This window comes from Klebsiella sp. A-Nf5 (assembly GCF_002810545.1).
In the GTDB taxonomy this organism is placed as follows: domain Bacteria; phylum Pseudomonadota; class Gammaproteobacteria; order Enterobacterales; family Enterobacteriaceae; genus Klebsiella; species Klebsiella variicola.
Genome location: NZ_PIOG01000268.1, coordinates 58,831 through 84,133, shown reverse-complemented (window position 1 = coordinate 84,133; position 25,303 = coordinate 58,831). Strand labels below are relative to the sequence as shown.

The following is a 25,303-nucleotide window of genomic DNA, read 5'->3' as shown; positions in this document are numbered from 1 at the left end:
TGCGGTCACTGTCCGGTCTTTTCATTAAGGTTACCCATGCTCAGGCTCAACGCCGTCCATTTTGCCGTTTGCCTCCTGCCGCTGGCCCTCGCGGGCTGCGGCGAACCTGCCGATCATGACGATCCCCGCACCCGGCCGCCGATGGTCAGGGTGGCGACCGTCGAGCGCGCGGAGGCCAGCTCGCGGGCCTTTACCGGCGTGGTGGTCGCTCGTACCCAAAGCGATCTCGGCTTCAGGGTGTCAGGAAAAATCCTTGCCCGGCTGGTGGAGACCGGGCAGAGCGTCAAGCGCGGTCAACTGCTGCTGCGCCTGGATCCGGCTGATTTAATCTTGCAGGCGCAGTCTCAACAGCGGGCTGTGGATGCCGCGCGGGCGCGAGCCAAAAAGGCGACCAACGATCTGGCCCGCTATCGCGGCCTGGTGGCGAGCGGCGCCGTCTCGGCCGCGGAATTCGACCAGGTTAACGCAGCGGCAGAGGCGGCGAGAGCCGACCTCAGCGCGGCCCAGGCGCAGGCCAATGTGGCGCAAAACGCCACCGGCTATGCCGGGCTATTGGCGGACGCTGACGGCGTGGTGGTGGAAACGCTTGCCGAACCGGGGCAGGTGGTCAGCGCCGGGCAGGTAGTGATCCGCCTGGCGCGGGCGGGGCAGCGCGAAGCGCTGGTGCAGCTTCCGGAGACGCTGCGCCCGGCGGTCGGCAGCGAGGCGCTGGCGACACGCTATGGCAGCGAATCTCAGCCGGTCACGGCGACCCTGCGACTGCTTTCGGACGCGGCTGACGCCACCACCCGCACCTTTGAAGCGCGCTATGTGCTGAACGGCGCGCTGGCGAACGCCCCGCTGGGGTCTACCGTGACCCTGCGTATCGGTAGCGACCAGGCGCCAGGCCAGGTGCTGGAGGTGCCCCTGGCGTCGCTCTACGATCCGGGCAACGGCCCTGGCGTCTGGCGCATTGCCTCCCGTCCGGCCACCGTCTCGTGGCAACCGGTGACCGTGCTTGGCCTGAATGATGAAACGGCGCGGGTGACCGGCCCGCTGAAGCCCGGCGAGCCCATCGTCGCCCTGGGCGCCCATCTCCTGCGCCAGGGCGAGGCGGTACGTTTGGCGGAACGACGCGAGCATAATGCCGCCGGGAGCCAGCCATGAGCGCCGGGCGTTTTAATCTCTCCGCGCTGGCCGTCCGCGAGCGGTCGGTGACCCTGTTTTTAATTATCCTTATCTCCGTCGCCGGGCTGGTGGCGTTCTTCGGACTCGGGCGGGCGGAAGATCCGCCCTTCACGGTCAAGCAAATGACGGTCATTACCGTCTGGCCCGGCGCCACCGCGCAGGAGATGCAGGATCAGATCGCCGAGCCGCTGGAAAAACGGCTCCAGGAGCTGAAGTGGTACGATCGCACTGAGACCTATACCCGCCCTGGCATGGCGTTGATCACGTTATCGCTGCAGGATCAGACCCCGCCGTCCGAGGTGCCGGAGCAGTTTTATCAGGCGCGCAAAAAGCTCGGGGATGAGGCGAAAAACCTGCCTGCCGGCGTCTCCGGCCCGATGATGAATGACGAATTCGCCGATGTCACCTTTGCCCTCTTTGCTCTGAAAGCGCGGGGAGAGCCGCCGCGGCAGCTGGTGCGTGACGCCGAAGCCCTGCGCCAGCAGCTGCTGCATGTTCCCGGGGTGAAAAAAGTGAATATCCTCGGCGAACAGGCGGAGCGCATTTATCTCTCGTTTTCTCATGATCGTCTCGCCACCCTGGGCCTTTCGCCAGAGGCGATTTTTGCCGCGCTGAACAGCCAGAATGTGTTGACCGCCGCCGGGGCTATCGAGACCCGGGGCGGGCAGATCTTTATCCGCCTCGACGGGGCGTTCGACCGCCTGCAGCAGATCCGCGACACGCCGATTATTGCCGGGGGCAAAACGCTGAAACTGGCCGATGTCGCCACGGTTGAGCGGGGATATGAAGATCCCGCGACCTTCCTGATCCGCAATCAGGGCGAACCGTCGCTGCTGTTGGGGGTGGTGATGCGCGAGGGCTGGAATGGTCTGGCGCTGGGGAAAGCGCTGGACACCGAAACGGCCAGAATCAATCAGAGCCTGCCGCTCGGCATGTCGTTGACCAAAGTGACCGATCAGTCGGTGAATATCAGCGCCGCGGTCGATGAGTTCATGATCAAATTCTTTGTCGCCCTGCTGGTGGTGATGGCGGTGTGCTTTGTCAGCATGGGGTGGCGCGTGGGCGTGGTGGTCGCGGCAGCGGTGCCTTTAACCCTGGCCGTGGTGTTTGTGGTGATGGAGGCGACCGGCAAAAACTTCGACCGCATCACTCTCGGTTCGCTGATCCTCGCCCTGGGTCTGCTGGTGGATGATGCCATCATTGCCATCGAAATGATGGTGGTCAAAATGGAGGAGGGGTACGACCGCCTCAAAGCCTCCGCCTATGCCTGGAGCCATACCGCGGCGCCCATGCTGGCCGGTACCCTGGTGACGGCTGTGGGCTTTATGCCCAATGGATTTGCGCAGTCCACCGCCGGGGAGTACGCCAGCAACGTGTTCTGGATCGTCGGTATCGCGCTGATTGCCTCCTGGATTGTGGCGGTGATTTTTACCCCCTGGCTGGGGGTGCACCTGTTGCCGGACAGAAAGCCCGCGGCGGCCGGCCACGCCGCGCTGTATGACACCCCGCGCTATCAGCGCTTCCGTCGGCTGCTGACCCGGGTTATCGCCCGCAAATGGCGCGTGGCCGCCAGCGTGGTGGTGCTGTTTATCGTGGCGATACTGGGAATGAGCGCGGTGAAAAAGCAGTTTTTCCCCACCTCCGATCGCCCGGAAGTGCTGGTTGAAGTGCAGATGCCTTACGGGTCGTCGATTATCCAGACCAGCGCCGCGACGGCGAAAATTGAGCACTGGCTGCAGCAGCAGCCGGAGGCGAAGATGGTCACCAGCTATATCGGCCAGGGCGCGCCGCGCTTTTACCTGGCGATGGCCCCGGAGTTGCCCGACCCCTCCTTTGCCAAGCTGGTGGTATTGACCGACGGTCAGGACGCCCGCGAGGCGCTCAAGCTGCGGCTGCGGGAGGCGGTGGCCAATGGCCTGGCGCCGGAAGCGCGGGTGCGCGTCACTCAGCTGGTCTTTGGCCCTTATTCGCCCTATCCGGTTGCCTGGCGGGTGATGGGGCCCGATCCGTACACCTTGCTCGACATCGCCGAACGGGTTAAATCGGTGCTGCAGGCCAGTCCGCTGATGCGCACCGTCAATACCGACTGGGGTTCGCGGGTGCCGGTGATGCATTTCAGCCTCAATCAGGACCGGCTGCAGGCGAGCGGACTCAGCTCCCAGTCCGTCGCCCAGCAGCTGCAGTTTCTGCTGTCAGGGATCCCCATCACCACCGTTCGGGAAGATATCCGCGCCGTGCAGGTCATCGGCCGCGCGGCGGGCGATATCCGTCTGGATCCGGCGAAAATCGCCGACTTCACCCTGGTGGGCAGCGGCGGGCAGCGGGTTCCCTTATCACAGATTGGCGACGTGTCGATCAGAATGGAGGACCCGCTGCTTCGCCGTCGCGATCGCACGCCGACCATCACCGTTCGCGGAGATGTCGCGGATAACCTGCAGCCGCCGGATGTCTCCAGCGCGCTGATGAAACCGCTGCAACCCATTATCGACTCGCTGCCGCCGGGGTATCGCATCGAGACGGCGGGGTCGATCGAGGAGTCAGGCAAAGCCACCCGGGCGATGATGCCGTTATTTCCGATCATGATCGCCCTCACGCTGCTGATCATTATCCTGCAGGTGCGTTCGTTGTCGGCAATGGTCATGGTTTTCCTGACCGCGCCGCTGGGGTTGATTGGCGTGGTGCCGACGCTGCTGCTGTTCAATCAGCCGTTTGGCATCAATGCCCTTGTGGGCCTGATCGCCCTGTCGGGGATCCTGATGCGGAATACGCTGATCCTGATTGGTCAAATTCATCATAACGAGCAGGCAGGGCTCGATCCGTTCCATGCGGTGGTGGAGGCGACGGTGCAGCGAGCCCGCCCGGTTCTGCTGACGGCGCTGGCGGCGATCCTGGCGTTTATTCCGCTCACCCATTCGGTCTTCTGGGGAACGCTTGCCTATACGCTGATTGGCGGGACGCTGGGGGGAACCATCATGACCCTTATCTTCCTGCCGGCCATGTACGCGATCTGGTTCCGCATCCGACCTCAGCACCCGGCTGACGCAGTGCAACAGCCGGCGCTGCACCCGCAGGGGTAATTCCCCCTTGCCGGACCTGGCCGATAAATGCGGTCAGGCCCGGCCTCGGGCAGCGTCAGGCGGGTAAGGATACCGGCACCGCATGGGTGCGATGTTGATCCTGTTCGAGGCGGTCAAGGCAATCGAGGCTGATGGCCGATGGCGAGGTCGCGCCGGTGAGGGTCATGGTGACCTTCATATCCTCGGCAAATAAGCGCAGCAGATGCGCCACGCCCGCTTCGCCCGCCGCGGCCAGGGCATAAATATAGGCCCGTCCGAGCAGTACGCCCTTCGCGCCGAGGGCTAGCAGGCGAATGACGTCCACGCCGGAGCGCACCCCGGAATCAGCAAGCACCGTCAGATCGTCGCCAACCGCATCCACCACCCTTGGTAGCGCCAGGGCAGTGGGGATGGCGCCATCGAGCTGTCTGCCGCCATGATTCGACACCACAATGCCATCGGCGCCGAGGCGCACGGCATTGCGCGCATCGTCGGCATCGAGGATCCCTTTGATGATTAATTTCCCTTGCCAGCTGTCGCGGATCCACTCCAGATCGTGCCAGGCGATGGACGGGTCGAAATTGTTGCTGATGAACCCCATATAGTCGTCCATGGTCATTTTGTGTCCGGTGTAGGCTTCGATATTACCGAACGACAGGGGCCTGCCCGCCAGCCCGACGTTCATTGCCCAACGTGGATGAGTACAGGCCTGGAGATACTGTCGCAGGGTGGCGTGCGGCCCGGACATGCCTGAGCGATTATCCCGATACCGCGAGCCGGGGATCGGCATATCGACGGTGAATACCAGCGTTTTCATGCCGGCGGCCCACGCGCGCTCCAGCGCGTTGCGCATGTAGCCGCGATCTTTCAGCACGTACAGCTGGGACCAGAGCGCGCCGCTGGCCTGGCTCGCCACCTCTTCAATCGAGCAGACCGACACTGTGGACAGGGTGTACGGGATCCCAGCGTGGGAGGCGGCGCGGGCCGCCTGAACTTCGCCGCGGCGGGCGTACATCCCGGTGGCGCCGACGGGCCCCAGCGCCACGGGCATCGCCCATGAGGCATCAAGGATCGTCGTGGCCAGCGTCGGTTCGCCCGCCCCGCACAGCACGCGCTGGCGAAGGGCTACCGAGGCAAGCTCGCAGGCGTTGGCGTTCATGGTATTTTCCGCCACCGCGCCACCGTCAATATAATCGAAAAGGAAGCGGGGCAGACGGCGACGAGCGGCTTCGCGATAATCGCTGGGGGCTGAAACAATCATTATTATGTCCTTATGTCTTTAACCTAAGTGAATGTTCTGCAGGCAAAAAAACTATAGGCTTCTAAAAACGGGCGGGGAAATGAAATATTAGCATCCCAGCTATTCCCTGATGGAATAATCTGGATTTATCGCTGAGGTTGTTATTTCCTTTTTTTACTCTTCGGCGCTCGCGTTATTTTTATTTATTTCCGCGCAACGTGAAGTTGGCGAAATAAAGCCCCTATGGGGCGCGCCACCAGGGGGAAGGAGAGGTCAGTGCGGCGCCTGCGTTTTCCGGGAGGCGTAAAGAAGGTGAATTTGAAATTGAGCTGGTGGTATTTTTTGCTAGCCTTTCTCTGGAGGACAGACGGAGCGATAGCATGAAAGATAAAGATGAACAAACGGCATTGATTGGCATGGCCATCGGCGCGGCGGTCATTAGCTTAGTGGCTACACAGAAGCAGATTAATCAGGGGAGTATCGTGGATGAACTGGTGAGGCTGGGCAGACAGAAGGGGGACGGGGTGGAAGATGAGGTATTTGTTCAGGCCGCCCGCCTGGTCAGAAAAGGCACCTAGCCAGCTGCTACCCTGCCTGGCAATCCCTTTACCCGCTTCATCACAGTTTTCATTCCCATGATCGGGGCCTGGCGAGCGGCGATTGTCCCTTTCCGAAAGCGTCACGGGCTGGCGCTTTCTCATCCTGAACCACCGGACCTGCGCCTTCTCCGGCCTTGCTGTCCAGATGAGTGACGATGTCACTTATTCCTCCCGGCTCACGCGATAAACAGGAACCGGGTCATCTGCTATTGCATAAATCGGTATTTTCGATACATCTTTACCATTGCGTGCGAATATAGAACGATTTCAGAATAACATATTATAAATCAAAAGATTAACTTCACCTTGTGCACCCTGATATTCCCCGGGCGAGGGTCTATGCTTATAAAAAGCGCTAAATGGGGCAATACCCCTGCTGCAGATGGGTTGAAGTGATAATCATTATCACTAACATGGCGGTATGCCTTGATGGCGCCAACCTGGAGGTCTATCGATGGAAGTACAAGCAGGAACCTTTAATCCCGCCGATTTTAGCTGGCAGGGACTGACCATGACGCCGGCCGCTGCCGCGCATATTCGCGATCTGATGCGTAAGCAGCCGGATACAAAAGGGCTGCGGCTGGGGATCAAAACCAGCGGCTGCGCCGGTTTTGGCTATGTGCTCGAAATGATTGCCGAGCCGGCCGCCGACGATCTGCTCTTTGAACATGACGGGGCGAAACTGTGGGCGCCGCTGCAGGCGATGCCGTTCATTGACGGCACGGAGCTCGATTACGTCCGTGAAGGTTTAAATGAAATCTTTAAATTTCATAACCCGAAAGCGCAGCACGAGTGCGGCTGTGGCGAAAGTTTTGGGGTGCAGGCGGAGTAACTATGTCGCGTAATACTGAAGCAACTGACGATGTCAAAACCTGGACCGGCGGCCCGCTCAACTATAAAGAGGGCTTTTTCACCCGGCTGCAGACCGATGAGCTGGCCAAAGGGATTAATGAAGAGGTGGTCCGGGCCATTTCCGCCCGTCGCAATGAGCCGCGGTGGATGCTGGAGTTTCGGCTCAATGCCTTCCGGGCATGGCTGGAGATGGAAGAGCCGCACTGGCTGAAAGCGCATTACGATAAGCTGAATTATCAGGACTACAGCTACTATTCCGCCCCCTCCTGTGGCAACTGCGATGAGACCTGCGCTTCAGAGCCGGGCGCGGTGCAGCAGACCGGGGCCAACACCTTCCTGACCAGCGAGGTGGAAGAAGCCTTTAACCAGCTGGGCGTGCCGGTACGTGAAGGGCGCGAGGTGGCGGTGGACGCCATATTCGACTCGGTGTCGGTGGCGACCACCTACCGCGAAAAGCTGGCGGAGCAGGGGATCATCTTCTGTTCTTTCGGCGAGGCGATCCACGACCACCCGGAACTGGTGAAAAAGTATCTGGGTACCGTGGTGCCAGGCAATGACAACTTCTTCGCCGCGCTGAACGCCGCAGTGGCTTCGGATGGCACCTTTATCTATGTGCCGAAGGGCGTCCGCTGCCCGATGGAGCTGTCGACCTATTTCCGCATCAACGCCGAAAAGACCGGGCAGTTTGAACGCACTATCCTGGTGGCCGATGAAGGCAGCTACGTCAGCTATATTGAGGGCTGCTCGGCGCCCGTGCGCGACAGCTATCAGCTGCATGCGGCGGTCGTTGAAGTCATCATCCATAAAGATGCGGAAGTGAAATACTCCACAGTGCAGAACTGGTTCCCCGGCGATAACAACACCGGCGGCATTCTCAACTTCGTCACCAAGCGTGCGCTGTGCGAAGGAGAGAACAGCAAGATGTCATGGACCCAGTCGGAAACCGGCTCGGCCATCACCTGGAAATACCCCAGCTGCATTCTGCGCGGCGATAACTCGATCGGCGAATTCTTCTCGGTAGCGCTGACCAGCGGTCACCAGCAGGCGGACACCGGGACCAAAATGATCCATATCGGCAAAAATACCCGCTCGACCATCATCTCGAAAGGGATCTCCGCTGGACACAGCCAGAACAGCTATCGCGGGCTGGTCAAAATCATGCCGACCGCCACTAACGCCCGGAACTTCACCCAGTGCGATTCGATGCTGATCGGCCCGGACTGCGGGGCGCATACCTTCCCGTATGTGGAATGCCGCAACAACAGCGCCCAGCTGGAGCACGAAGCGACCACTTCGCGGATTGGCGAAGATCAGCTGTTCTACTGCCTGCAGCGCGGGATCAGTGAAGACGATGCCATCTCGATGATCGTCAACGGCTTCTGTAAAGACGTCTTCTCCGAACTGCCGCTGGAGTTCGCCGTCGAAGCGCAAAAATTGCTGGCCATTAGCCTTGAACATAGCGTCGGCTGATAATTAAGGAAAAAAGATGTTAAGTATTCAAGATTTACATGTCGCCGTCGAAGATAAAGCGATCCTGCGCGGGCTGAACCTTGAGGTGCGCCCGGGCGAGGTCCACGCCATTATGGGGCCAAACGGCTCGGGGAAAAGTACGCTTTCGGCCACCCTGGCCGGGCGTGAGGATTACGAGGTGACCGGCGGCCGCGTCGAATTTAAGGGTAAAGACCTGCTGGAACTCGCTCCGGAAGATCGCGCCGGGGAAGGCATCTTTATGGCCTTCCAGTATCCGGTGGAAATTCCCGGCGTCAGCAACCAGTTCTTCCTCCAGACCGCGCTGAATGCCGTGCGCAACTATCGCGGCCAGGAGCCGCTGGATCGCTTCGACTTCCAGGATTTGATGGAAGAGAAAATCAGGCTGCTGCAGATGCCGGAAGATCTGCTGACCCGCTCGGTGAATGTCGGCTTCTCCGGCGGTGAGAAAAAGCGTAACGATATTCTGCAGATGGCGGTGCTGGAGCCTGAGCTGTGCATTCTTGATGAATCGGATTCGGGGCTGGATATCGATGCCCTAAAAATCGTCTCCCAGGGGGTAAATGCTCTGCGCGACGGTAAACGCGCTTTCATCATTGTCACCCACTACCAGCGCATTCTTGACTATATCAAGCCGGATTACGTCCATGTGTTGTATCAGGGGCGGATTGTGAAGTCGGGGGATTTCACCCTCGTCAAACAGCTGGAGGAGCAGGGCTATGGCTGGCTTACCGAACAGCAGTAACGCGCTGCAGCAATGGCACCACCTGTTTGAAGCGCAGGGCGGCCAGCGTACGGCGGAGGCCAGCCAGCATCTGCAGCAGCTGCTGCGCCTGGGGCTGCCGACGCGCAAGCAGGAGGACTGGAAATACACCCCGCTGGACGCGCTACTGAACGGCCACTTTGTCGCCGATGAGGGGGCATCTCTTAGTGCTGAACAGCGTGATGCGCTGGCGCTACCGCTGGACGCCTGGCGGCTGGTGTTTATCGATGGACGCTATCATCCTGAGCTGAGCGACGATCTCGCCGCCAGCGGCGTGGAGGTCAGCGTCGATAACCAACGCCAGCATCTGCCGGATGCTTTGCAGCCGGAGGTATTTCTCCATCTGACCGAAAGCCTGGCGCAGACGGTGACCCGCATTCGCGTACCGCGCAACCGCCGCCTGGATAAGCCGCTGCTGCTGATGCATATCACCCGCGGCCTGGCCGGCGATGCGCTGAATACCGCCCACTATCGCCATCACCTGGCGCTGGAAAGCGGGGCGGAGGCGACCCTGGTCGAGCATTACCTCAGCTTTAATGAGCAGCCGCACTTCACCGGCGGGCGACTGACCATGACGGTGGCCGATAACGCGCACCTCCAGCATATCAAGCTGGCGTTTGAGAACGCGCTCAGCTACCACTTCGCCCATAACGATCTGCTGCTGGGCCGCGACGCCTCGGCCTTCAGCAGCAGTTTCCTGCTCGGCGGCCAGGTGCTGCGTCATCACACCAGCACGCGCCTGGGCGGTGAAAACAGCAACCTGCGCCTCAATTCGCTGGCGATGCCGGTGAAAAATGAGGTCTGCGACAGCCGCACCTGGCTCGACCATCAGGTCGGCTACTGCAACAGCCGCCAGTTGCACAAAACCATCGTCAGCGATAAGGGCCGGGCGGTATTTAACGGGCTGATCAACGTCGCGCCGCACGCGCTGAAAACCGACGGCCAGATGACCAACAACAATCTGCTGCTTGGGCGGCTGGCGGAGGTCGACACCAAACCACAGCTGGAGATTTACGCCGATGACGTGAAATGCAGCCACGGGGCGACCGTCGGGCGCATTGATGAAGAACAGCTGTTCTATCTGCGCTCGCGCGGTATCGAACAGCAGGCGGCGCAGCAGATGATCCTCTACGCCTTCGCCGCCGAGCTCACCGAGGCTATCCGCAGCGACGCGCTCAGAGAGCAGGTGCTGGCGCGGATTGGACAGCGTTTGCCGGGAGGCACAGTATGACATTTTCAGTTGAACGCGTTCGCGCCGATTTTCCGGTACTAAACCGGGAGGTCAACGGTCAGCCGCTGGCCTATCTTGACAGCGCCGCCAGTGCTCAGAAACCGGAGGCAGTGATCGGCGCCGAAGCGGAATTCTATCGCTATGGCTACGCGGCGGTGCATCGCGGGATCCACACCCTCAGCGCGGAAGCTACCGCGCGGATGGAAGCGGTGCGCCAGCAGGCGGCGACCTTCCTTAACGCCGGGTCGGCGGAGGAAGTGGTGTTCGTCCGCGGCACCACCGAGGGCATCAACCTGGTGGCCAACAGCTGGGGAAACGCCAACGTCGGCGCCGGGGATAACATCATCATCAGCGAGATGGAGCACCACGCCAACATTGTGCCGTGGCAGATGCTCTGCGCCCGCGTCGGGGCTGAGCTGCGGGTGATCCCCCTGAACCCGGACGGCACCCTGCAACTGGACGTTATTCCGCGACTGTTTGACCCGCGCACCCGCCTGCTGGCGATTACCGAGGTCTCCAACGTGCTGGGGACGGAAAACCCGCTGGCGGCGCTGATTGCCCTTGCGCATCAGCATGGCGCGAAAGTGCTGGTGGATGGCGCCCAGGCGGTGATGCACCACCCGGTAGATGTGCAGGCGTTGGGCTGCGATTTCTACGTCTTCTCCGGACACAAGCTGTATGGCCCGACCGGGATCGGCGTGCTCTATGGTCGGTCCGAGCTGCTGCAGGCGATGGCGCCGTGGGAAGGCGGCGGGTCGATGATCGCCACCGTCAGCCTGACGGAAGGCACCACCTGGAACCGGGCGCCGTGGCGCTTTGAGGCCGGTACGCCGAATACCGGGGGGATCATTGGCCTCGGCGCGGCGCTGACCTACGTCAGCCAGCTGGGGCTGACGCAGATCGCCGAGTACGAGCAGACCCTGATGCGCTATGCGCTGGAGGCCCTGCGCGCCGTGCCGGATCTGATCCTCTACGGGCCGGCGCAGCGCAAAGGGGTGATCGCCTTTAACCTCGGCCAGCATCACGCCTATGACGTTGGCAGCTTCCTCGACAACTACGGTATCGCCGTGCGGACCGGGCACCACTGCGCGATGCCGTTGATGGCTTACTACCAGGTACCGGCCATGTGTCGGGCGTCGCTGGCGATGTACAATACCACGGAAGAGGTGGACCGCCTGGTGGCTGGCCTGCAGCGGATCCACAAATTATTAGGGTAAAGGACGTGACGATGGCGGCACTACCGGACAAAGACAAACTGTTGCGCAATTTTAGCCGTTGCGCCAACTGGGAAGAGAAGTATCTCTATATCATTGAGCTGGGCCAGCGGCTGGCGCCGCTAAGCCCGGAAGAACACAGCGTGCAGAACATTATTCAGGGCTGTCAAAGCCAGGTGTGGATCGTGATGGCGCAGGACCCCTCCGGCGTTATCACCCTGCGCGGTGACAGCGATGCGGCGATCGTCAAGGGGCTGATTGCGGTGGTGTTTATCCTTTATGACCGGATGACCGCCCAGGATATCATCGAGTTCGACGTGCGCCCGTGGTTTGAAAAAATGGCGCTCACCCAACACCTGACTCCCTCCCGCTCGCAAGGGCTTGAAGCCATGATCCGTGCGATCCGCGCGAAAGCCGCAAATATTAGCTAGAATAAACAGGTAGATTTCATTCTGTTACGTCCGGTAGGGGTTCTGCTCCTGCCGCCGTTCAGTCTCCTGGCGTTTTATCAGCGAAAGAAGGAATCTCAGTATGAAACGCAAAACGATGATCACTTTAGCCCTTCTCAGCGCGCTTGGCGCCTCCTCGGCCGCCTGGGCCGTCGACTACCCGCTTCCTCCCGCCGACAGCCGACTGATTGGCCAGAACCAGTACTGGACCGTACAGGAGGGAGACCGCAACCTGCAGGCGATCGCCCGCCATTTTGATACCGCGGCGATGCTGATCCTCGAAGCCAACGATACCATTGCGCCGGTGCAGCCGAAGCCCGGTACTCAGGTCCTGATCCCCTCCCAGATGCTGCTCCCCGACGTGCCGCGAGAGGGCATCGTCGTCAACCTTGCAGAACTGCGGCTGTATTACTTCCCACCGGGAGAGAATCAGGTGCAGGTCTATCCGCTGGGTATCGGCCAGTTAGGGCTGGAAACGCCTGAGATGACCACCCGCGTCGGGCAGAAGATCCCCAACCCGACCTGGACGCCCACCGCGGGCATTCGGGCGCGTTCGCTGGAGAAAGGGGTGACGTTACCGGCGGTGGTCCCGGCCGGGCCTTACAATCCGCTGGGGCGCTATGCGCTGCGCCTGGCCTACGGTAACGGCGAGTATCTGATTCATGGCACCAACGCGCCGGACAGCGTCGGTTTGCGCGTCAGCTCAGGCTGTATGCGAATGAACGCTGATGACATCAAAGCGCTGTTCAACCAGGTGAAAACCGGGACGCCGGTACGGATTATCAATCAGCCGGTGAAGTTTGCCGTCGAACCGGATGGTAAACGCTATGTCGAGGTCCACAGGCCGCTTTCGCAGACGGAAGAGGAAAACACCCGGACCATCGCCTACACGCTGCCTGCAGCGTTTCACGCCTTCGCAGAGGATAAGGCGGTCGATGATGTACAGCTGAAAAAAGCGATGTCGAGAAGGGCGGGATATCCGGTGGTGGTGTCCACGGGGACGGAGAGTGCGCCAGCTACGCTGTCGGCGCAGAACACGCCGTCTGACAACAGCCTGCTTACCCAGTAGCCCTCATGCTGAGGGCAAAAAAAATGGCGCACAGAGTGCGCCATTTTTATTACCAGAACTCTTACTTACGGTAAGAGTGAGCCTGGTTGTCCAGACGCTGGTTAGCGCGAGCTGCGTCGTCTTTAGCAGCCTGAACGTCGGAACGCATTGCGTTCACGTCGTTGCTCAGCTGGTCAACTTTAGCGTTCAGAGTCTGAACGTCAGAAGACAGCTGATCGATTTTAGCATTGCTGGAGCAACCAGCCAGCAGAGTAGAACCCAGGATTACCGCGCCCAGTACCAGTTTAGTACGATTCATTATTAATACCCTCTAGATTGAGTTAATCTCCATGTAGCGTTACAAGTATTACACAAAGTTTTTTGGGATGAGAATATTTTTTTTACCTGAACGCACTTATTTTTGATCGTTCGCTCAAAGAAGCATCGAATTGGACAAAATCGCTGAAAAAGGCGAGTGAAAACAGCGCGCTTCCATCGGATTCATCTTAGATAATCTCTTATTAAATAGTAAATTCCGATTTGCATTTTTAATAGGAAGAGCTAATCAATGAATAAAAAAAAGCGCCCCGAGAGGCGCTTTATTAAAAAAAACCAATTAACCTGTAAATTATTACAGCACGTGTACGGAAGCCGTATTAGTGGTACCACTCGGCACTAATGCGCCGGAAACCATCACCACCACGTCGCCTTTGCGCGCGAGGCCGCTTTTCAGCGCCAGATCTTTGCCCAGATGATAGAAGTCATCGGTAGAGGCAATCTCTTCCACCAGCTGCGGCACAACGCCTTTGCTCAGCACCAGCTGGCGAGCGGTGGTTTCGTTGGTGGTCAGGGCCAGGATGGTGGCGTCCGGGAAGTATTTGCGTACAGCGCGCGCGGATTTACCGCCCTGGGTGGCGACAACGATCAGCGGCGCTTCCAGTTTCTCAGCGGTTTCTACCGCGCCGCGGCACACCGCTTCGGTGATGCGCAGTTTACGGTTGTCGTTGTTGAAGTCCAGACGGCTGGTCATTACGCGGTCAGTACGTTCGCAGATGGTTGCCATGATGGTGACGGCTTCCAGCGGGTATTTACCTTTCGCGGATTCGCCGGACAGCATCACTGCATCGGTACCGTCGAGGATGGCGTTGGCCACGTCGCCGGCTTCAGCGCGGGTCGGACGCGGGTTCTTGATCATGGAGTCCAGCATCTGAGTCGCGGTGATAACCACTTTGCGCGCGCGGATACATTTTTCGATGATCATTTTCTGGGCGAAGATAACTTCTTCAACCGGGATCTCAACGCCCATGTCGCCACGAGCAACCATGATGCCGTCAGAGGCTTCGAGGATTTCGTCGAAGTTGTTCAGGCCTTCCTGGTTTTCGATTTTGGAGATGATCTGGATGTTTTCGCCGCCGTGGGCTTTCAGGTGCTCACGGATCTCGACGACGTCGGAACGTTTACGGATGAAGGAGGCCGCGACAAAGTCCACGCCCTGTTCGCAACCGAAGATCAGGTCCTGTTTGTCTTTCTCAGCCAGCGCCGGCAGGGCGATGGAGACGCCCGGCAGGTTTACGCCTTTGTTCTCGCCAAGGTCGCCGTTGTTCAGCACTTTACAGATAACTTTGTTGCCTTCGATAGCCGTTACTTCCATGCCGATCAGGCCATCGTCCACCAGAACGGTGTTGCCGACGGTGAGGTCAGACGTGAAGCCTTCGTAGGTCACTGCAACGATTTCGTTGTTGCCGACGACGGATTTATCGGTGGTGAAGGTGAAGGTCTGGCCTGCTTTCAGTGAGACGTCGTTGCCGCCTTCCAGCTTGATGGTACGAATTTCCGGGCCTTTGGTGTCCAGCAGAATAGCGGCTTTCTTACCGGTTTTGCTCATCACATTGCGCAGGTTCTGGATGCGCTGACCGTGTTCCGCATAGTCACCGTGGGAGAAGTTCAGACGCATCACGTTCATGCCGGCTTCCAGCATTTTGGTCAGCATCTCTTCAGATTCGGTTTTCGGACCGATGGTGCAAACAATTTTGGTCTTTTTCATGACAGTTTTAGTCTTTAAGTTGTGAAGGATATGGAATTCTCGCTCCGCGGGCGCACTGCCGGGGAGCCAAACCTGTATTACGAAAGTTGCTAAGCCACGCCCTAAGGATAGGTGACAACCCCGGAGCGTGCAGAAGAATGTGTGCTGGCGGTTCAGCCCATGAAATGTGGCAAGGTGTTATGCGTTTTATCATGCAGTCCAATGCGCTGAAACCATTCAAGAAAGAATCGAAGCGCATTATACGCTGCCGAAATCAAAAAGGAAAATAAAAACCTCGTTTCAAATTATGGACAAAACGCGTAACAAAACCGGCACGTTATGCATAAAAGTACGCAACACATTTTTTCATCACCAGGCAGGCAAAGGGGCAGCAGAACGCGCTTTTTCTCGCATTATGAACCAGTAAAACGCGCCATTGGCCCATTCCGCCGGGGATAATTTGCGTTGCGGAAAAAATCTATCAATAATGAATTGATTGATAATAATAAAGTGCGAGCAAAACCATATGGGAAATAAAGCCAAAGACGACGAGCTGTACCAGGAAATGTGCCGCGTGGTGGGTAAAGTGGTGCTGGAAATGCGAGACCTGGGCCAGGAGCCGAAACACATTGTCATTGCTGGCGTACTGCGCACCTCGCTGGCGAACGCCAAAATTCAGCGTTCGGCGCTCACCGAAGAGGCCATGACGAAAGTCATTCACGCCCTTTCCGGGCATTAACGTCTTTCGCCGGCGGGTCAGGAAATCACGAAGCGGATCACCGCCCGGACGGCAATGTCACAGTGGTGGGCCACCATCGCTTCGTCGTCGATGGCGGGCAGCGGGTCGTCCAGGTACAGGCTGCTGAAGGTGTAGAAGTTCGACACCTGATAAAAGCTGAAGCTGCTGATTAACCGGTGCACATCGCGTGCTTCGAGCCCCGCCTGAAAGACGCCTTGCTGCTGGCCGCGCTGTAAAATGTCTTCCAGAATCGACAGGGCGGTACGATTCAGCGGTTTCAGTTCACCCGAGGTTTGTAACCACTTGCCGCGCTGCATATTCTCCATGCAAATCACCCGCATATAGTCCGCGTGGGTGGCGTGATAACGCACGCTCCAGCGCACCAGCCGCACCAGCGCCTCCACTGGCGGCACATTCTCCAGCCCCAGCTGCTGCTCGGTTTCGCGGATCCGCGCATACACATACTGCAGCACCTCCTGATAGAGCTGCTCTTTGCTTTTGAAGTAGTAAACCACCATGCGCTTGGTGGTCTGCGCCTCGGTGGCGATCTGCTCCATGCGGGCGCCTGACAGCCCGTGTTCAGCAAAGACAGCGATAGCGGCGCTGAAAATCCGCGCCTTCAGGGATTGTGCTTCATCATGAGCAACGACGGTCATGGCAACTCCTTTTTCTTGGGTGACAAAAAATACACATAATGATCACAATTTAGCAACCTAGTATGGCGCAAATGAACCAAATGATACATATTCAAGGCTCACGTCAGTTGTTGACCCGAGGACCTTATGCTGCGCTCTATCGCCACCGTTTCGATTTCCGGCACCCTGCCTGAGAAGCTGCACGCTATTGCGGCGGCGGGCTATCAGGGTGTGGAAATTTTCGAGAACGATCTGCTCTATTATACGGGGACGCCGGCGGAAATCCGCCAGCTTGCCGCCGATTTAGGGTTGAAAATCACGCTTTTTCAACCCTTTCGCGATTTTGAAGGCGCCAGCCGGGCGCAGTTTGCGGCGAATATGGCCCGCGCTCGGCGCAAGTTTGCCCTGATGCACGAGCTGGGCTGCGACACGCTGCTGCTGTGCAGCAATGTGCAGCCGGACTGCTCGGCGGATAGCGAATTGCAGGTCGCGGACCTGCGGGCGCTGGCCACGCTGGCAGAAGAAGAGGGAATCACCATCGGCTATGAGGCCCTGGCCTGGGGAACCCATGTGAACCGCTGGCAGCAGGCCTGGGAGCGGGTGCGGCAGGTGAACAGCCCGGCGCTGGGCCTGGTGCTCGACAGCTTCCATATTCTGGCCCGCGGCGACACCCTGGATGCGCTGCCGTCAGTGCCGGTGGAGAAAATCACCTTTGTTCAGCTCGCCGATGCGCCGTACATGAAAATGGATCTCCTGGAGTGGAGTCGCCACTTCCGCTGCTTCCCCGGGCAGGGCGAGCTGCCGCTGGAGGCGTTTGCCGAGCAGATCACCCGCTGCGGCTATCGCGGCCCCTGGTCGCTGGAGATCTTCAATGACGGTTTTCGCGCCTCGCCGAACGGCGCGACGGCCAAAGATGGTTACCGTTCGCTGCTGTGGCTGGAGGAACAAACCCGCCGTCGGCTCCCGACGTGCGATGCCGATCTGTTTTCACCGCCGCCGTTGCCGGTCTATCACGGGCTGGAGTTTATCGAGTTTGCCGCCAGCGCCGCCGAGGCGCAGCGTCTGGGGCAGCATCTGCAGGCGCTGGGTTTTCAGCACGAGGGAAGCCACCGCTCCAAACAGGTGACGCTGTGGCGCAACGGCGGGGCGCGGATCGTCATCAACCATCAGCCCCACAGCTGGGCCGATCATTTCTATCAACGCCACGGCGTTTCGCTCTGCGCCATGGCGCTGCGGGTCGATCGCAGTGCGCCGATTGTTGCCCGCGCCCGCGCGCTGGGGTATGCCACCTGGCAGGGCGATGCCGGGCCGAACGAAACGCCGATCCCGGCGATCTGCGCCCCGGACGGTAGCCTTATCTATCTCATCGACGCCGGGGAGGCGATCTATGAGCGCGATTTTCATCTGCGCGACGGGCTGACGGTGCGCGAGGATTATCTCGGTATCGACCATCTGGCGCTGGGGATGGAGGCCGACAGCCGCGACAACTGGGTGATGTTCTTCCGCACGGTGTTTGGTTTTACTCTTGAGCATGAGCAGACGCTGCCGGACCCGTATGGACTGGTGCGCAGTCTGGCGGTGCGCAGCCCGCAGGGCGATATTCGTCTGGCGCTGAATATTTCGCAGAGCCGGGCGACGCAGATCGCCCGTTCGGTCGCCTGCTACCAGGGGGCGGGGCTGCAGCATGCGGCCTTTGCCTGCCGCGATCTGCCGGCCACCTGCGACCAGCTTGCCGAGGTTGCCCGCCATGCGCTGCCGATCCCGGCCAACTATTATGACGATCTGCTGGCGCGCTTCGGCGGCGAGCTGGACGTTGGGCAACTGCAGCGGCGGCAGCTCCTCTACGACCGCGATCCGCAGGGCGGGGCCTTCCTGCATCTTTATACCCGCCCCTTTACCGCCGGGCGCTTTTTCTTTGAGTTAACCGAACGACGGGTCGGCTACGCGCTCTATGGCGCGGCGAATGCCGCCGTCCGTCTGGCGGCGATGCAGTATTGTTAGCCCGAATCAAATGGTTCATTATGCCTTAAACACAATAACAACATCCTCTGTACCCGAGACAGGAACTGACTATGAGCTCATATAGCCCTAACCCGACGGCTGCCGCCCAGCCTGCCGTCACCGTGCGCCGCTCCCGGCGGCGCATCGGCATCCTTGCGCTGTTGGCCGTTGGTACCATGATCAACTACCTCGATCGCACCGTGCTGGGGATCGCCGCCCCAAAGCTCACCGGTGAGCTGGGGATTGACCCGGCGATCATGGGTATCCTTTTTTCCGCCTTCGCCTGGACCTATGCCCTGGCGCAGATCCCCGGCGGGCTGTTTCTTGACCGCTTTGGCAACAAAGTGACCTATTTTCTGTCGCTGACCCTGTGGTCGCTGTTTACCCTGTTCCACGGCATGGCGGTGGGGCTGAAAACACTGTTGCTGTGCCGCTTCGGGCTCGGCATTAGCGAAGCGCCGTGCTTTCCGGTCAACAGCCGGGTGGTCAGCGCCTGGTTCCCGCAGCATGAGCGAGCGAAAGCCACAGCGGTATACACCGTAGGGGAATACCTCGGGCTGGCCTGCTTTGCGCCGCTGCTGTTCTGGATCATGGACGGCTTTGGCTGGCGGGTGCTGTTCGTCAGCGTCGGCGCGGTCGGCATTCTGTTTGCCCTGGTGTGGTGGCGCTGCTACCGCGAACCGCATGAAGATCCGCGCCTCAGCCAGCAGGAGCGCGAGCATATCGAAAACGGCGGCGGCCTGAGCGCCCCGACGGACCAGCAGGTGGCGTTCAGCTGGCCGCTGGTCCGCCAGCTGCTGAGCAAACGGCAGATCATCGGCGCCAGTATCGGCCAGTTTGCCGGCAATACCGTGCTGGTATTCTTTCTCACCTGGTTCCCGACCTGGCTGGCCACCGAGCGGCATATGCCCTGGCTGAAGGTGGGCTTCTTCTCCATCCTGCCGTTTGTCGCCGCCGCCGGCGGGGTGATGTTTGGCGGCTGGATCTCCGACAAACTGCTCAAGGCCACCGGATCGGCCAACCTTGGTCGTAAGCTGCCGATCGTCGCCGGTCTGCTGATGGCCAGCTGCATTATCACCGCCAACTGGCTGCAGAGCGACCTGGCGGTGATCCTGGTGATGTCGTTTGCCTTTTTTGGTCAGGGGATGGTGGGGCTTGGCTGGACGCTGATCTCCGATATTGCCCCGAAGGGGCTGGGCGGCCTGACCGGCGGCCTGTTTAACTTCTGCGCCAACCTCGCGGGGATCCTCACCCCGCTGGTGATCGGTTTTATCGTTGCCGGGTTCGGCAATTTCTTCTACGCGTTGATCTACATCGGCGGCGCCGCGCTGCTGGGCGTGGTGGCCTATCTGTTTATCCTCGGCGACGTCAAACGTATCGAGTTATCGCAGTAAGCAAAGGAGCAAGGCATGGTGATTAGTGGGAATACGCGGCTGATAGCGCACCTTGGCTATCCGACCGCCAGTTTTAAGGCGCCGATGATCTATAACCCGTGGTTCGTCGACCAGCAGGTGGACGTAAAGGTGGTGCCGATGGGGGTCAGGCCGGAGGACTATGCCGCGTTTATTCCGCCGCTGTTTACGATGACCAACATCATCGGCGCGCTGGTGACGATGCCGCATAAAATCGCCACCTGCGATCTGGTGCAGCGCCTGAGCCCGACGGCGGCTATCGCCGGCGCCTGCAACGCCATCCGTCGCGAGGCCGACGGCAGCCTGAGCGGGGATATGTTCGATGGCGACGGCTTTGTGCTGGGCCTGCGTCGTAAAGGGTTTAATCCGCAGGGGACGCGCGCGCTGGTGGTCGGCAGCGGCGGGGTGGGATCGGCTATCGCCGCCTCTCTCGCGGCGGCGGGAGTCAGCGCCCTGACCCTGTACGATACCCGGCCCGAGGTGGCGCACGCCCTCGCCGGACGGCTGCATCAGCACTATCCGCAGCTCGATATCACCCTGATGCAGCACGATCCTGTCGGACACGAGCTGGTGGTCAATGCCACCCCGCTGGGGATGAAGGCCAGCGATCCGCTGCCGCTGAACGTTGACCGTCTGGCGCCAGGCACCTGGGTGGGGGAGGTCGTCATGACCCAGGAGTACACCCCGCTGCTGAGGGCCGCTCAGGCGCGACAGTGCCATATCCAGCGCGGGACCGACATGTTGTTTGAAATGATCCCCGCCTATCTGCGCTTTTTCGACCTGCCGGTAGCCACCCCCGAGCAGCTGCGCGCGCTGGCGGAAATTCGCTACTGACGCGACGGCAAACCGGGTAATATAGCGTTATATTATCCGGTTTATAGCGACTATCTATGATGTCCACTCCTCTCACGCTGCTGGCGGCGGGAAGCCTGAGAAGCGCTTTCCTGCCGCTGGTGGCGCACTTTCAGCAGCACACTGGCCTGGCGGTCGATGCGCAGTTTGGCCCTGCCGGCCTGCTGCGCGAGCGGATCGAGGCCGGGGCGCCGTGCGCGGTTTTTGCGTCCGCCAACGCGGCGCACCCGCAGGCGCTGCTGCAGGCCGGTCTGGCGCAGGAATGCCAGGGATTTGCCGGCAACCAGCTGATGCTGACCGCCCGGCGGTCGCCGGAAAACGATGGCCTGGACTGGCTGGCGCTGCTCAGCACGCCCCACCTGCGGCTGGCGACCTCCACGCCGGGATGCGATCCGTCGGGAGATTATACCTGGCAACTGTTTGCCCGAATTGAGGCGCATTATCCTGGGTTGGGCAATGCGATAGCCGGGCGAGCGCAGCCGCGGGTCGGCGGCAGAGACTCACTGAGCGTGCCGCCGGGCGAGATAGCTGGCGCGTGGCTTATTCGCCAGAACCTGGCGGATCTGTTTATCGGCTACGCGCACTATGGCCCCGCGCTGGCCGCCTGCGACGATCTGCGTACCCTGACTATTCCGGCGCCGTGGAATATTCGCTGCGATTACCAGCTGGCGCGCCTCAGGGCGGATCCCGCCGCGCTGGCCCTGTATCGCTTTATCCTCGGCGACGTTGGCCAGAAGTATCTCCGGCAGGCGGGTTTTATGCCGTTCAGCGACGCAGAGTAAAACCCGGCGCCAGCAGAGGGGACGCGGAGGCGGCATGGTGGATCAGACGTACCGGCAGGCCGTACGCTTGCCGGAGGTGCGTTTCGCTCAGCACGTCAGCGGTCTCGCCTGCCAGCCACTGGCCCTCCGGCAGAAGAAGCAGCGTATGGCTGGCCACCTGCAGCGCATGGTTTGGATCATGGGTGGTGAACAGGACGGTGCGCGCCTGGCGGTGGGCGAGGTCGCCGATCAGCTGCAGTACCACCTGCTGGTTACCAAGGTCCAGCGCCGAGCAGGGCTCATCCAGCAGGATATTCTGGCTGGCGCTGACCAGCGCGCGGGCAATCAGCACCAGCTGCTGCTGGCCGCCGGAGAGGGCGCCGAAGTCATCTCCGGCCAGGGCGGCAATCCCCAGTTGCGCCAGCGCGTTCTCAACCCGCCGGGCATCCTCCTCGCCCGGCTGGGCAAAGAGATCCACATGACGGGCGCGGCCCATCAGCACGACATCGCTCACGCGCCAGCGAAAAGCGGGACGAAACGACTGCGGGACCAGGGCGACGCCGCCCTCACACTGCACCTGGCCGCCCAGCGGCGGCAACACGCCGGTCAGGGTATCCAGCAGGGTACTTTTTCCCCGGCCATTGGCGCCCAGCACCGCCCAGATCTCACCGGGCCGGCAGGCCAGCGTGAGCGGGGCGAAGAGCGGCTGACGGTGGCCGTAGCGTAGTGCTTCCAGCGATAATGAGCTGTTCATCGGGCGGTACTCCGGCGCCGGGATTGCACCAGTAAAAAGGTAAACAGCGGCGCGCCGAGCAGGGCAGTGATGATCCCGATCGGGATTTCCGCCTGGGTCAGCGTGCGCGCCAGATCGTCCACCACCAGCATCAGGGCGGCGCCAAGCCAGAAGGCGGTAGGCAGCAGGCGACGATGGTCAGCGCCCACCAGCAGGCGGGCGAGGTGCGGGACCACCAGACCCATCCAGGCGATGCTGCCGCTGACCGCCACCTGGGCTGCCACCAGCACCGCACAGCACACCAGCACGCCGCGACGCAGCGCGGCCACCGGTACGCCAAGACTGCGGGCATCGCGTTCCTCCAGGGCCAGCAGGTTGATTCGCCAGCGCAGCTTCCACAGCACTCCGGCGGCCACCGCCATGGGCAGGAACATAAGCAGTACCTTATGCCAGCTGGCGGTCGCGAAGCTGCCGAGCAGCCAGAAAACAATGTTCGGTAACGTCTCTTCGCTATCGGCGAGGTACTGCATCAGGCTGACCAGCGCGGCGAAGAAGCCGCTGAGAATGATCCCGGACAGAATCAGCCCCAGCGTGCTGTCCCGCCCCTGCAGGGCGGCGAGGGCGTAAATCAGCCCCAGCGCGACGAGGCCGAAGAAAAAGGTCGAGGCCATCATCAGCAGACTGCCGACGCCCAACAGGATCGCCAGCGTACCGCCGAAGGCGGAGCCGGCGGTCACCCCGATGATGTGCGGGTCCACCAGCGGGTTCTGGAACACGCCCTGCAAGGTGGCGCCGCACAGCCCCAGCGCGCCCCCGGCCAGCAGGGCCATGACCACGCGCGGCAGGCGAACCGACCAGACGATCTGCCCGATCACCCCTTCACCTGGCGGCAGATGGACCAGGGTGTGCCCAACGGCGCGCAGGCTTAACGGGTACTGGCCGAAACAAAGAGAGGCGACCGCGATCGCCAGCGTCGCCAGCGCCAGGCTACCCTGCAACCGCCAGGGATGGCGGTTAGCGCGCATCTGGCGTCCACGCCACGCGGTAAAAACGCTGATAGTAATCCCGGGCTTTACTGTCCACATCGATGTTCTGATAGCGCGAAGGATAGAGTTTTTTCGCCATCCACAGCTCGCCCAGCGCCAGGGCCTCCGGCATCGGGTAACCCCAGGCTTTGGCGTACTCCGGCATCAGCCACACGCGGTGGTGTTTCACCGCATCGATCGCCTGCCACTGCGGATCGTTCTCTATCTGTTTGACCACCTGCGGATAACGGTCCTGGACGAAGATCACCTGCGGGTTCCACTCCAGCACCTGCTCAAGCGACACCTGACGGGCGCCTTTTACGCTGGCGGCCGCCACGTTCAGCGCCCCGGCGTGCGCCATCATCAGCCCGGTGTATTTACCGGCGCCGTAGGTATTCAGATCGGGGTTGGCCATATACACCCGCACCCGCTGGTTCGGTGGAATATCGACCACCGGCGCATTGGCTTGTTTACGCGCCTCGAAGGTGTAGTGAATCAGCGCCTCGGCCTCGGGCTGGCGTTCGACGACCTCGCCGATAAGGCGGATCCCCTCCACCAGCCCGGCGTTATAGGCCTGCTCTTCGTCTGCCATGGCGGGGTTCATTTTATTTTTTTCACCCGCGGCGTCCTGGCGCAGCGAGATGGCCACCACCGGGATCCCGGCCTGTTGGATCTGCGCGATCATCGCCGGCGGCGCATAGTTGGCGACAAAAACCACCTGCGGACGCAGCGCCAGCAGGCTTTCAATATTGACCTGGGTGAGATCGCCCGGCGTCGCCAGTTGCCCGATCTCGGGCATAAAGCGGGCGAACTGCGGCCCGAGCTGTTTCTGCCAGCTGCTTAAGACGCCGACGATATCCTCGGCGGCATGCAGTTGCACCAGCAGGTTGAGCGTCTGATGCTGCAGAACCACGACGCGGGTGACGTGGTCGGGGAGGGTGACCTGGCGACCCAGCTGGTCGGTGACGGTGCGGTCGGCAAAGGCCTGGCCGGTGAACAGGCTGGCGCTGAGCAGCGTCAGGCCCAGCAGTAAGGGGTGTTTTGACATGGTGTGGCCCGAATGGCGTGAAAAATTCGCTATGTATTAAATTATATAACGTCGCCGGGCGCAATGGTTGATCGCGTTTACCCTCATCACGATCAAGGCATTTCGTACCACACTTCTTCCTCTTCCATGCGGGCTTCTATCTGGCTCGCCACCCTCTGCAGGGCGGAAAGATGCTTCTGCGCCGCCTGCTCAATGGTCATCGCGCTGGCGATATAGACCAGGTTCAGGCAGCCGATAACCCGCTGCTGGCTGCAGACCGGCACGGCGATGGAGGCGATTTTCTCCTCCTGCTGCCAGCCGCGGAAGTTTTCACCGTAGCCGTTCTGCCGGGTGCGGGCGAGGATCGCCGCCAGCCGTTCCGGTTCGCGGGCCAGCTGATACTCAGCCTCCGGACGGGCGGCCAGCATGCTGACGATGGCGTCGCGTTCCGCGTCGGGGGCAAAGGCCAGCCACGTCAGCCCGGAGGCGGTGAGCAGCAGCGGCAGCCGCCGTCCGACCATCGCGCGGTGAAACGACAACCGGCTGAAGCGGTGGGTGGTCTCGCGCACCACCATGGCGTCGACGTCGAGGGTGGTGATGTCTGTCGGCCATTGCACCTCGCGTAGCAGCTCACCGAGCAGCGGCGTGGCAAGGGCAGAAATCCAATGTTCGTCACGAAATCCATCGCTCAGCTGGCGGACGTTAATGGTCAAACGGAAGCTGTCATCGGAGCGGCTGCGGCGGACAAAACCCTCCTCCTGCAGCGTCTCCAGCAGCCGGCGCACGGTGGTGCGATGCAGGCCGCTAAACTCCGCCAGCAGGCCCGGCGTCGCGCCGCCGTCAAATTTATTTAACAATTTTAATAACAACAAACCCCGGCTTAACCCGCGCACCGTTTTGTACGCTGTGGACCCATCGTCATGCATAAATCCTTCCTTAAAATGCTTTATAAACAGCGCTGTGCACCTGGTGCACATTCGGTGATGTT

General features: G+C 60.7%; 24 protein-coding genes. 16 read left to right on the top strand and 8 right to left on the bottom strand.

The genetic code is table 11. The features are described 5' to 3' along the window. Positions 1-36: 36 nt before the first annotated feature. Together CWM53_RS25545 and CWM53_RS25540 are read left to right on the top strand one after the other, a co-directional pair. Positions 37-1,146, top strand: a complete 1,110-nt coding sequence (locus CWM53_RS25545) for an efflux RND transporter periplasmic adaptor subunit (protein WP_100729503.1) — start codon at positions 37-39, stop codon at positions 1,144-1,146. Next, positions 1,143-4,244 (top strand): efflux RND transporter permease subunit, encoded by a 3,102-nt coding sequence (locus tag CWM53_RS25540; RefSeq protein WP_100729502.1) that lies wholly within the window; start codon positions 1,143-1,145, stop codon positions 4,242-4,244. The genes CWM53_RS25545 and CWM53_RS25540 overlap by 4 nt, the downstream gene beginning before the upstream one ends. Positions 4,245-4,299: 55 nt before the next feature. On the opposite strand, the gene lldD is transcribed toward CWM53_RS25540, so the two are convergent. After that, positions 4,300-5,484 (bottom strand): FMN-dependent L-lactate dehydrogenase LldD, encoded by a 1,185-nt coding sequence (lldD, locus tag CWM53_RS25535; RefSeq protein WP_100729501.1) that lies wholly within the window; start codon positions 5,482-5,484, stop codon positions 4,300-4,302. Positions 5,485-5,843: 359 nt separating this feature from the next. Between lldD and CWM53_RS25530 the strand changes: the two genes are divergently transcribed. From CWM53_RS25530 to ldtE, 8 genes are all read left to right on the top strand, one after another. Next, positions 5,844-6,041: a hypothetical protein gene (locus CWM53_RS25530; protein ID WP_004203090.1), complete on the top strand. Its 198-nt coding sequence runs from the start codon at positions 5,844-5,846 to the stop codon at positions 6,039-6,041. Positions 6,042-6,516: 475 nt separating this feature from the next. After that, positions 6,517-6,894: a Fe-S cluster assembly scaffold SufA gene (gene sufA / locus CWM53_RS25525; protein WP_074385564.1), complete on the top strand. Its 378-nt coding sequence runs from the start codon at positions 6,517-6,519 to the stop codon at positions 6,892-6,894. Between the two features lie 2 nt (positions 6,895-6,896). Then, on the top strand, positions 6,897-8,384 hold the full coding sequence (gene sufB / locus CWM53_RS25520) for a Fe-S cluster assembly protein SufB (RefSeq protein WP_100729500.1): 1,488 nt from the start codon (positions 6,897-6,899) through the stop codon (positions 8,382-8,384). 16 nt (positions 8,385-8,400) lie between these two features. Beyond that, positions 8,401-9,147 carry a Fe-S cluster assembly ATPase SufC gene (gene sufC, locus CWM53_RS25515; RefSeq protein ID WP_061154248.1) on the top strand — a complete coding sequence of 249 codons (747 nt, stop codon included), beginning with the start codon at positions 8,401-8,403 and terminating at the stop codon, positions 9,145-9,147. Beyond that, positions 9,122-10,396, top strand: a complete 1,275-nt coding sequence (gene sufD / locus CWM53_RS25510) for a Fe-S cluster assembly protein SufD (RefSeq protein ID WP_074385565.1) — start codon at positions 9,122-9,124, stop codon at positions 10,394-10,396. The genes sufC and sufD overlap by 26 nt, the downstream gene beginning before the upstream one ends. Then, entirely contained in the window at positions 10,393-11,613 is a 1,221-nt protein-coding gene (gene sufS, locus CWM53_RS25505) for a cysteine desulfurase SufS (protein WP_074385566.1), read from the top strand. Before sufD ends, sufS begins: the two co-directional genes overlap by 4 nt. An 11-nt stretch (positions 11,614-11,624) precedes the next feature. Continuing rightward, entirely contained in the window at positions 11,625-12,041 is a 417-nt protein-coding gene (sufE, locus tag CWM53_RS25500) for a cysteine desulfuration protein SufE (RefSeq protein WP_008804468.1), read from the top strand. 100 nt (positions 12,042-12,141) lie between these two features. Further along, positions 12,142-13,128, top strand: a complete 987-nt coding sequence (gene ldtE, locus CWM53_RS25495; RefSeq protein ID WP_100729499.1) for a L,D-transpeptidase LdtE — start codon at positions 12,142-12,144, stop codon at positions 13,126-13,128. A gap of 61 nt (positions 13,129-13,189) precedes the next feature. Here the strand turns inward: ldtE and CWM53_RS25490 are convergent, their stop codons facing one another. Both CWM53_RS25490 and pykF read right to left on the bottom strand, forming a co-directional pair. After that, positions 13,190-13,426, bottom strand: a complete 237-nt coding sequence (locus CWM53_RS25490) for a major outer membrane lipoprotein (protein WP_002908860.1) — start codon at positions 13,424-13,426, stop codon at positions 13,190-13,192. Between the two features lie 312 nt (positions 13,427-13,738). Further along, positions 13,739-15,151 (bottom strand): pyruvate kinase PykF, encoded by a 1,413-nt coding sequence (gene pykF / locus CWM53_RS25485; protein ID WP_012541397.1) that lies wholly within the window; start codon positions 15,149-15,151, stop codon positions 13,739-13,741. Between the two features lie 137 nt (positions 15,152-15,288). Between pykF and CWM53_RS31405 the strand changes: the two genes are divergently transcribed. Together CWM53_RS31405 and fumD are read left to right on the top strand one after the other, a co-directional pair. Further along, the gene (locus CWM53_RS31405; protein WP_004217210.1) at positions 15,289-15,420 is read left to right on the top strand and encodes a hypothetical protein; all 132 of its coding nucleotides are present in this window, start codon (positions 15,289-15,291) and stop codon (positions 15,418-15,420) included. 236 nt (positions 15,421-15,656) lie between these two features. Then, complete coding sequence (gene fumD, locus CWM53_RS25475; protein WP_074385568.1) at positions 15,657-15,869, top strand: fumarate hydratase FumD; 213 nt, start codon at positions 15,657-15,659, stop codon at positions 15,867-15,869. Positions 15,870-15,886: 17 nt separating this feature from the next. On the opposite strand, the gene CWM53_RS25470 is transcribed toward fumD, so the two are convergent. Beyond that, positions 15,887-16,525: a TetR/AcrR family transcriptional regulator gene (locus CWM53_RS25470; RefSeq protein WP_008804472.1), complete on the bottom strand. Its 639-nt coding sequence runs from the start codon at positions 16,523-16,525 to the stop codon at positions 15,887-15,889. Positions 16,526-16,651: 126 nt separating this feature from the next. Between CWM53_RS25470 and CWM53_RS25465 the strand changes: the two genes are divergently transcribed. From CWM53_RS25465 to CWM53_RS25450, 4 genes are all read left to right on the top strand, one after another. Next, positions 16,652-18,505: a bifunctional sugar phosphate isomerase/epimerase/4-hydroxyphenylpyruvate dioxygenase family protein gene (locus CWM53_RS25465; protein WP_100729498.1), complete on the top strand. Its 1,854-nt coding sequence runs from the start codon at positions 16,652-16,654 to the stop codon at positions 18,503-18,505. A 71-nt stretch (positions 18,506-18,576) separates the two neighbouring features. After that, complete coding sequence (locus CWM53_RS25460; RefSeq protein WP_023322833.1) at positions 18,577-19,899, top strand: MFS transporter; 1,323 nt, start codon at positions 18,577-18,579, stop codon at positions 19,897-19,899. 15 nt (positions 19,900-19,914) lie between these two features. Further along, on the top strand, positions 19,915-20,751 hold the full coding sequence (locus CWM53_RS25455; protein ID WP_100729497.1) for a shikimate dehydrogenase family protein: 837 nt from the start codon (positions 19,915-19,917) through the stop codon (positions 20,749-20,751). A gap of 56 nt (positions 20,752-20,807) precedes the next feature. Further along, positions 20,808-21,551 (top strand): substrate-binding domain-containing protein, encoded by a 744-nt coding sequence (locus CWM53_RS25450; RefSeq protein ID WP_100729496.1) that lies wholly within the window; start codon positions 20,808-20,810, stop codon positions 21,549-21,551. Here the strand turns inward: CWM53_RS25450 and CWM53_RS25445 are convergent. From CWM53_RS25445 to CWM53_RS25430, 4 genes are all read right to left on the bottom strand, one after another. After that, the gene (locus CWM53_RS25445; RefSeq protein ID WP_100729495.1) at positions 21,535-22,284 is read right to left on the bottom strand and encodes an ABC transporter ATP-binding protein; all 750 of its coding nucleotides are present in this window, start codon (positions 22,282-22,284) and stop codon (positions 21,535-21,537) included. The genes CWM53_RS25450 and CWM53_RS25445 overlap by 17 nt on opposite strands. Next, on the bottom strand, positions 22,281-23,288 hold the full coding sequence (locus CWM53_RS25440) for a FecCD family ABC transporter permease (RefSeq protein WP_100729494.1): 1,008 nt from the start codon (positions 23,286-23,288) through the stop codon (positions 22,281-22,283). The genes CWM53_RS25445 and CWM53_RS25440 overlap by 4 nt, the downstream gene beginning before the upstream one ends. After that, positions 23,278-24,336 carry an ABC transporter substrate-binding protein gene (locus CWM53_RS25435; protein ID WP_100729493.1) on the bottom strand — a complete coding sequence of 353 codons (1,059 nt, stop codon included), beginning with the start codon at positions 24,334-24,336 and terminating at the stop codon, positions 23,278-23,280. The genes CWM53_RS25440 and CWM53_RS25435 overlap by 11 nt, the downstream gene beginning before the upstream one ends. Before the next feature lie 92 nt (positions 24,337-24,428). After that, a complete protein-coding gene (locus tag CWM53_RS25430; RefSeq protein WP_074385574.1) occupies positions 24,429-25,241 on the bottom strand; it encodes a DNA-binding transcriptional regulator in 813 nt (270 codons plus the stop codon). Between the last annotated feature and the right edge of the window lie 62 nt (positions 25,242-25,303).

What these genes read in the sequence shown, in the direction of transcription:
- CWM53_RS25545 (WP_100729503.1), top strand. Translation starts at nt 37, where the DNA reads ATGCTCAGGCTCAACGCCGTCCATTTTGCCGTTTGCCTCCTGCCGCTG.
- CWM53_RS25540 (WP_100729502.1), top strand. Translation starts at nt 1,143, where the DNA reads ATGAGCGCCGGGCGTTTTAATCTCTCCGCGCTGGCCGTCCGCGAGCGG.
- lldD (WP_100729501.1), bottom strand. Translation starts at nt 5,484, where the DNA reads ATGATTGTTTCAGCCCCCAGCGATTATCGCGAAGCCGCTCGTCGCCGT.
- CWM53_RS25530 (WP_004203090.1), top strand. Translation starts at nt 5,844, where the DNA reads ATGAAAGATAAAGATGAACAAACGGCATTGATTGGCATGGCCATCGGC.
- sufA (WP_074385564.1), top strand. Translation starts at nt 6,517, where the DNA reads ATGGAAGTACAAGCAGGAACCTTTAATCCCGCCGATTTTAGCTGGCAG.
- sufB (WP_100729500.1), top strand. Translation starts at nt 6,897, where the DNA reads ATGTCGCGTAATACTGAAGCAACTGACGATGTCAAAACCTGGACCGGC.
- sufC (WP_061154248.1), top strand. Translation starts at nt 8,401, where the DNA reads ATGTTAAGTATTCAAGATTTACATGTCGCCGTCGAAGATAAAGCGATC.
- sufD (WP_074385565.1), top strand. Translation starts at nt 9,122, where the DNA reads ATGGCTGGCTTACCGAACAGCAGTAACGCGCTGCAGCAATGGCACCAC.
- sufS (WP_074385566.1), top strand. Translation starts at nt 10,393, where the DNA reads ATGACATTTTCAGTTGAACGCGTTCGCGCCGATTTTCCGGTACTAAAC.
- sufE (WP_008804468.1), top strand. Translation starts at nt 11,625, where the DNA reads ATGGCGGCACTACCGGACAAAGACAAACTGTTGCGCAATTTTAGCCGT.
- ldtE (WP_100729499.1), top strand. Translation starts at nt 12,142, where the DNA reads ATGAAACGCAAAACGATGATCACTTTAGCCCTTCTCAGCGCGCTTGGC.
- CWM53_RS25490 (WP_002908860.1), bottom strand. Translation starts at nt 13,426, where the DNA reads ATGAATCGTACTAAACTGGTACTGGGCGCGGTAATCCTGGGTTCTACT.
- pykF (WP_012541397.1), bottom strand. Translation starts at nt 15,151, where the DNA reads ATGAAAAAGACCAAAATTGTTTGCACCATCGGTCCGAAAACCGAATCT.
- CWM53_RS31405 (WP_004217210.1), top strand. Translation starts at nt 15,289, where the DNA reads ATGTGTGCTGGCGGTTCAGCCCATGAAATGTGGCAAGGTGTTATGCGT.
- fumD (WP_074385568.1), top strand. Translation starts at nt 15,657, where the DNA reads ATGGGAAATAAAGCCAAAGACGACGAGCTGTACCAGGAAATGTGCCGC.
- CWM53_RS25470 (WP_008804472.1), bottom strand. Translation starts at nt 16,525, where the DNA reads ATGACCGTCGTTGCTCATGATGAAGCACAATCCCTGAAGGCGCGGATT.
- CWM53_RS25465 (WP_100729498.1), top strand. Translation starts at nt 16,652, where the DNA reads ATGCTGCGCTCTATCGCCACCGTTTCGATTTCCGGCACCCTGCCTGAG.
- CWM53_RS25460 (WP_023322833.1), top strand. Translation starts at nt 18,577, where the DNA reads ATGAGCTCATATAGCCCTAACCCGACGGCTGCCGCCCAGCCTGCCGTC.
- CWM53_RS25455 (WP_100729497.1), top strand. Translation starts at nt 19,915, where the DNA reads ATGGTGATTAGTGGGAATACGCGGCTGATAGCGCACCTTGGCTATCCG.
- CWM53_RS25450 (WP_100729496.1), top strand. Translation starts at nt 20,808, where the DNA reads ATGATGTCCACTCCTCTCACGCTGCTGGCGGCGGGAAGCCTGAGAAGC.
- CWM53_RS25445 (WP_100729495.1), bottom strand. Translation starts at nt 22,284, where the DNA reads ATGAACAGCTCATTATCGCTGGAAGCACTACGCTACGGCCACCGTCAG.
- CWM53_RS25440 (WP_100729494.1), bottom strand. Translation starts at nt 23,288, where the DNA reads ATGCGCGCTAACCGCCATCCCTGGCGGTTGCAGGGTAGCCTGGCGCTG.
- CWM53_RS25435 (WP_100729493.1), bottom strand. Translation starts at nt 24,336, where the DNA reads ATGTCAAAACACCCCTTACTGCTGGGCCTGACGCTGCTCAGCGCCAGC.
- CWM53_RS25430 (WP_074385574.1), bottom strand. Translation starts at nt 25,241, where the DNA reads ATGCATGACGATGGGTCCACAGCGTACAAAACGGTGCGCGGGTTAAGC.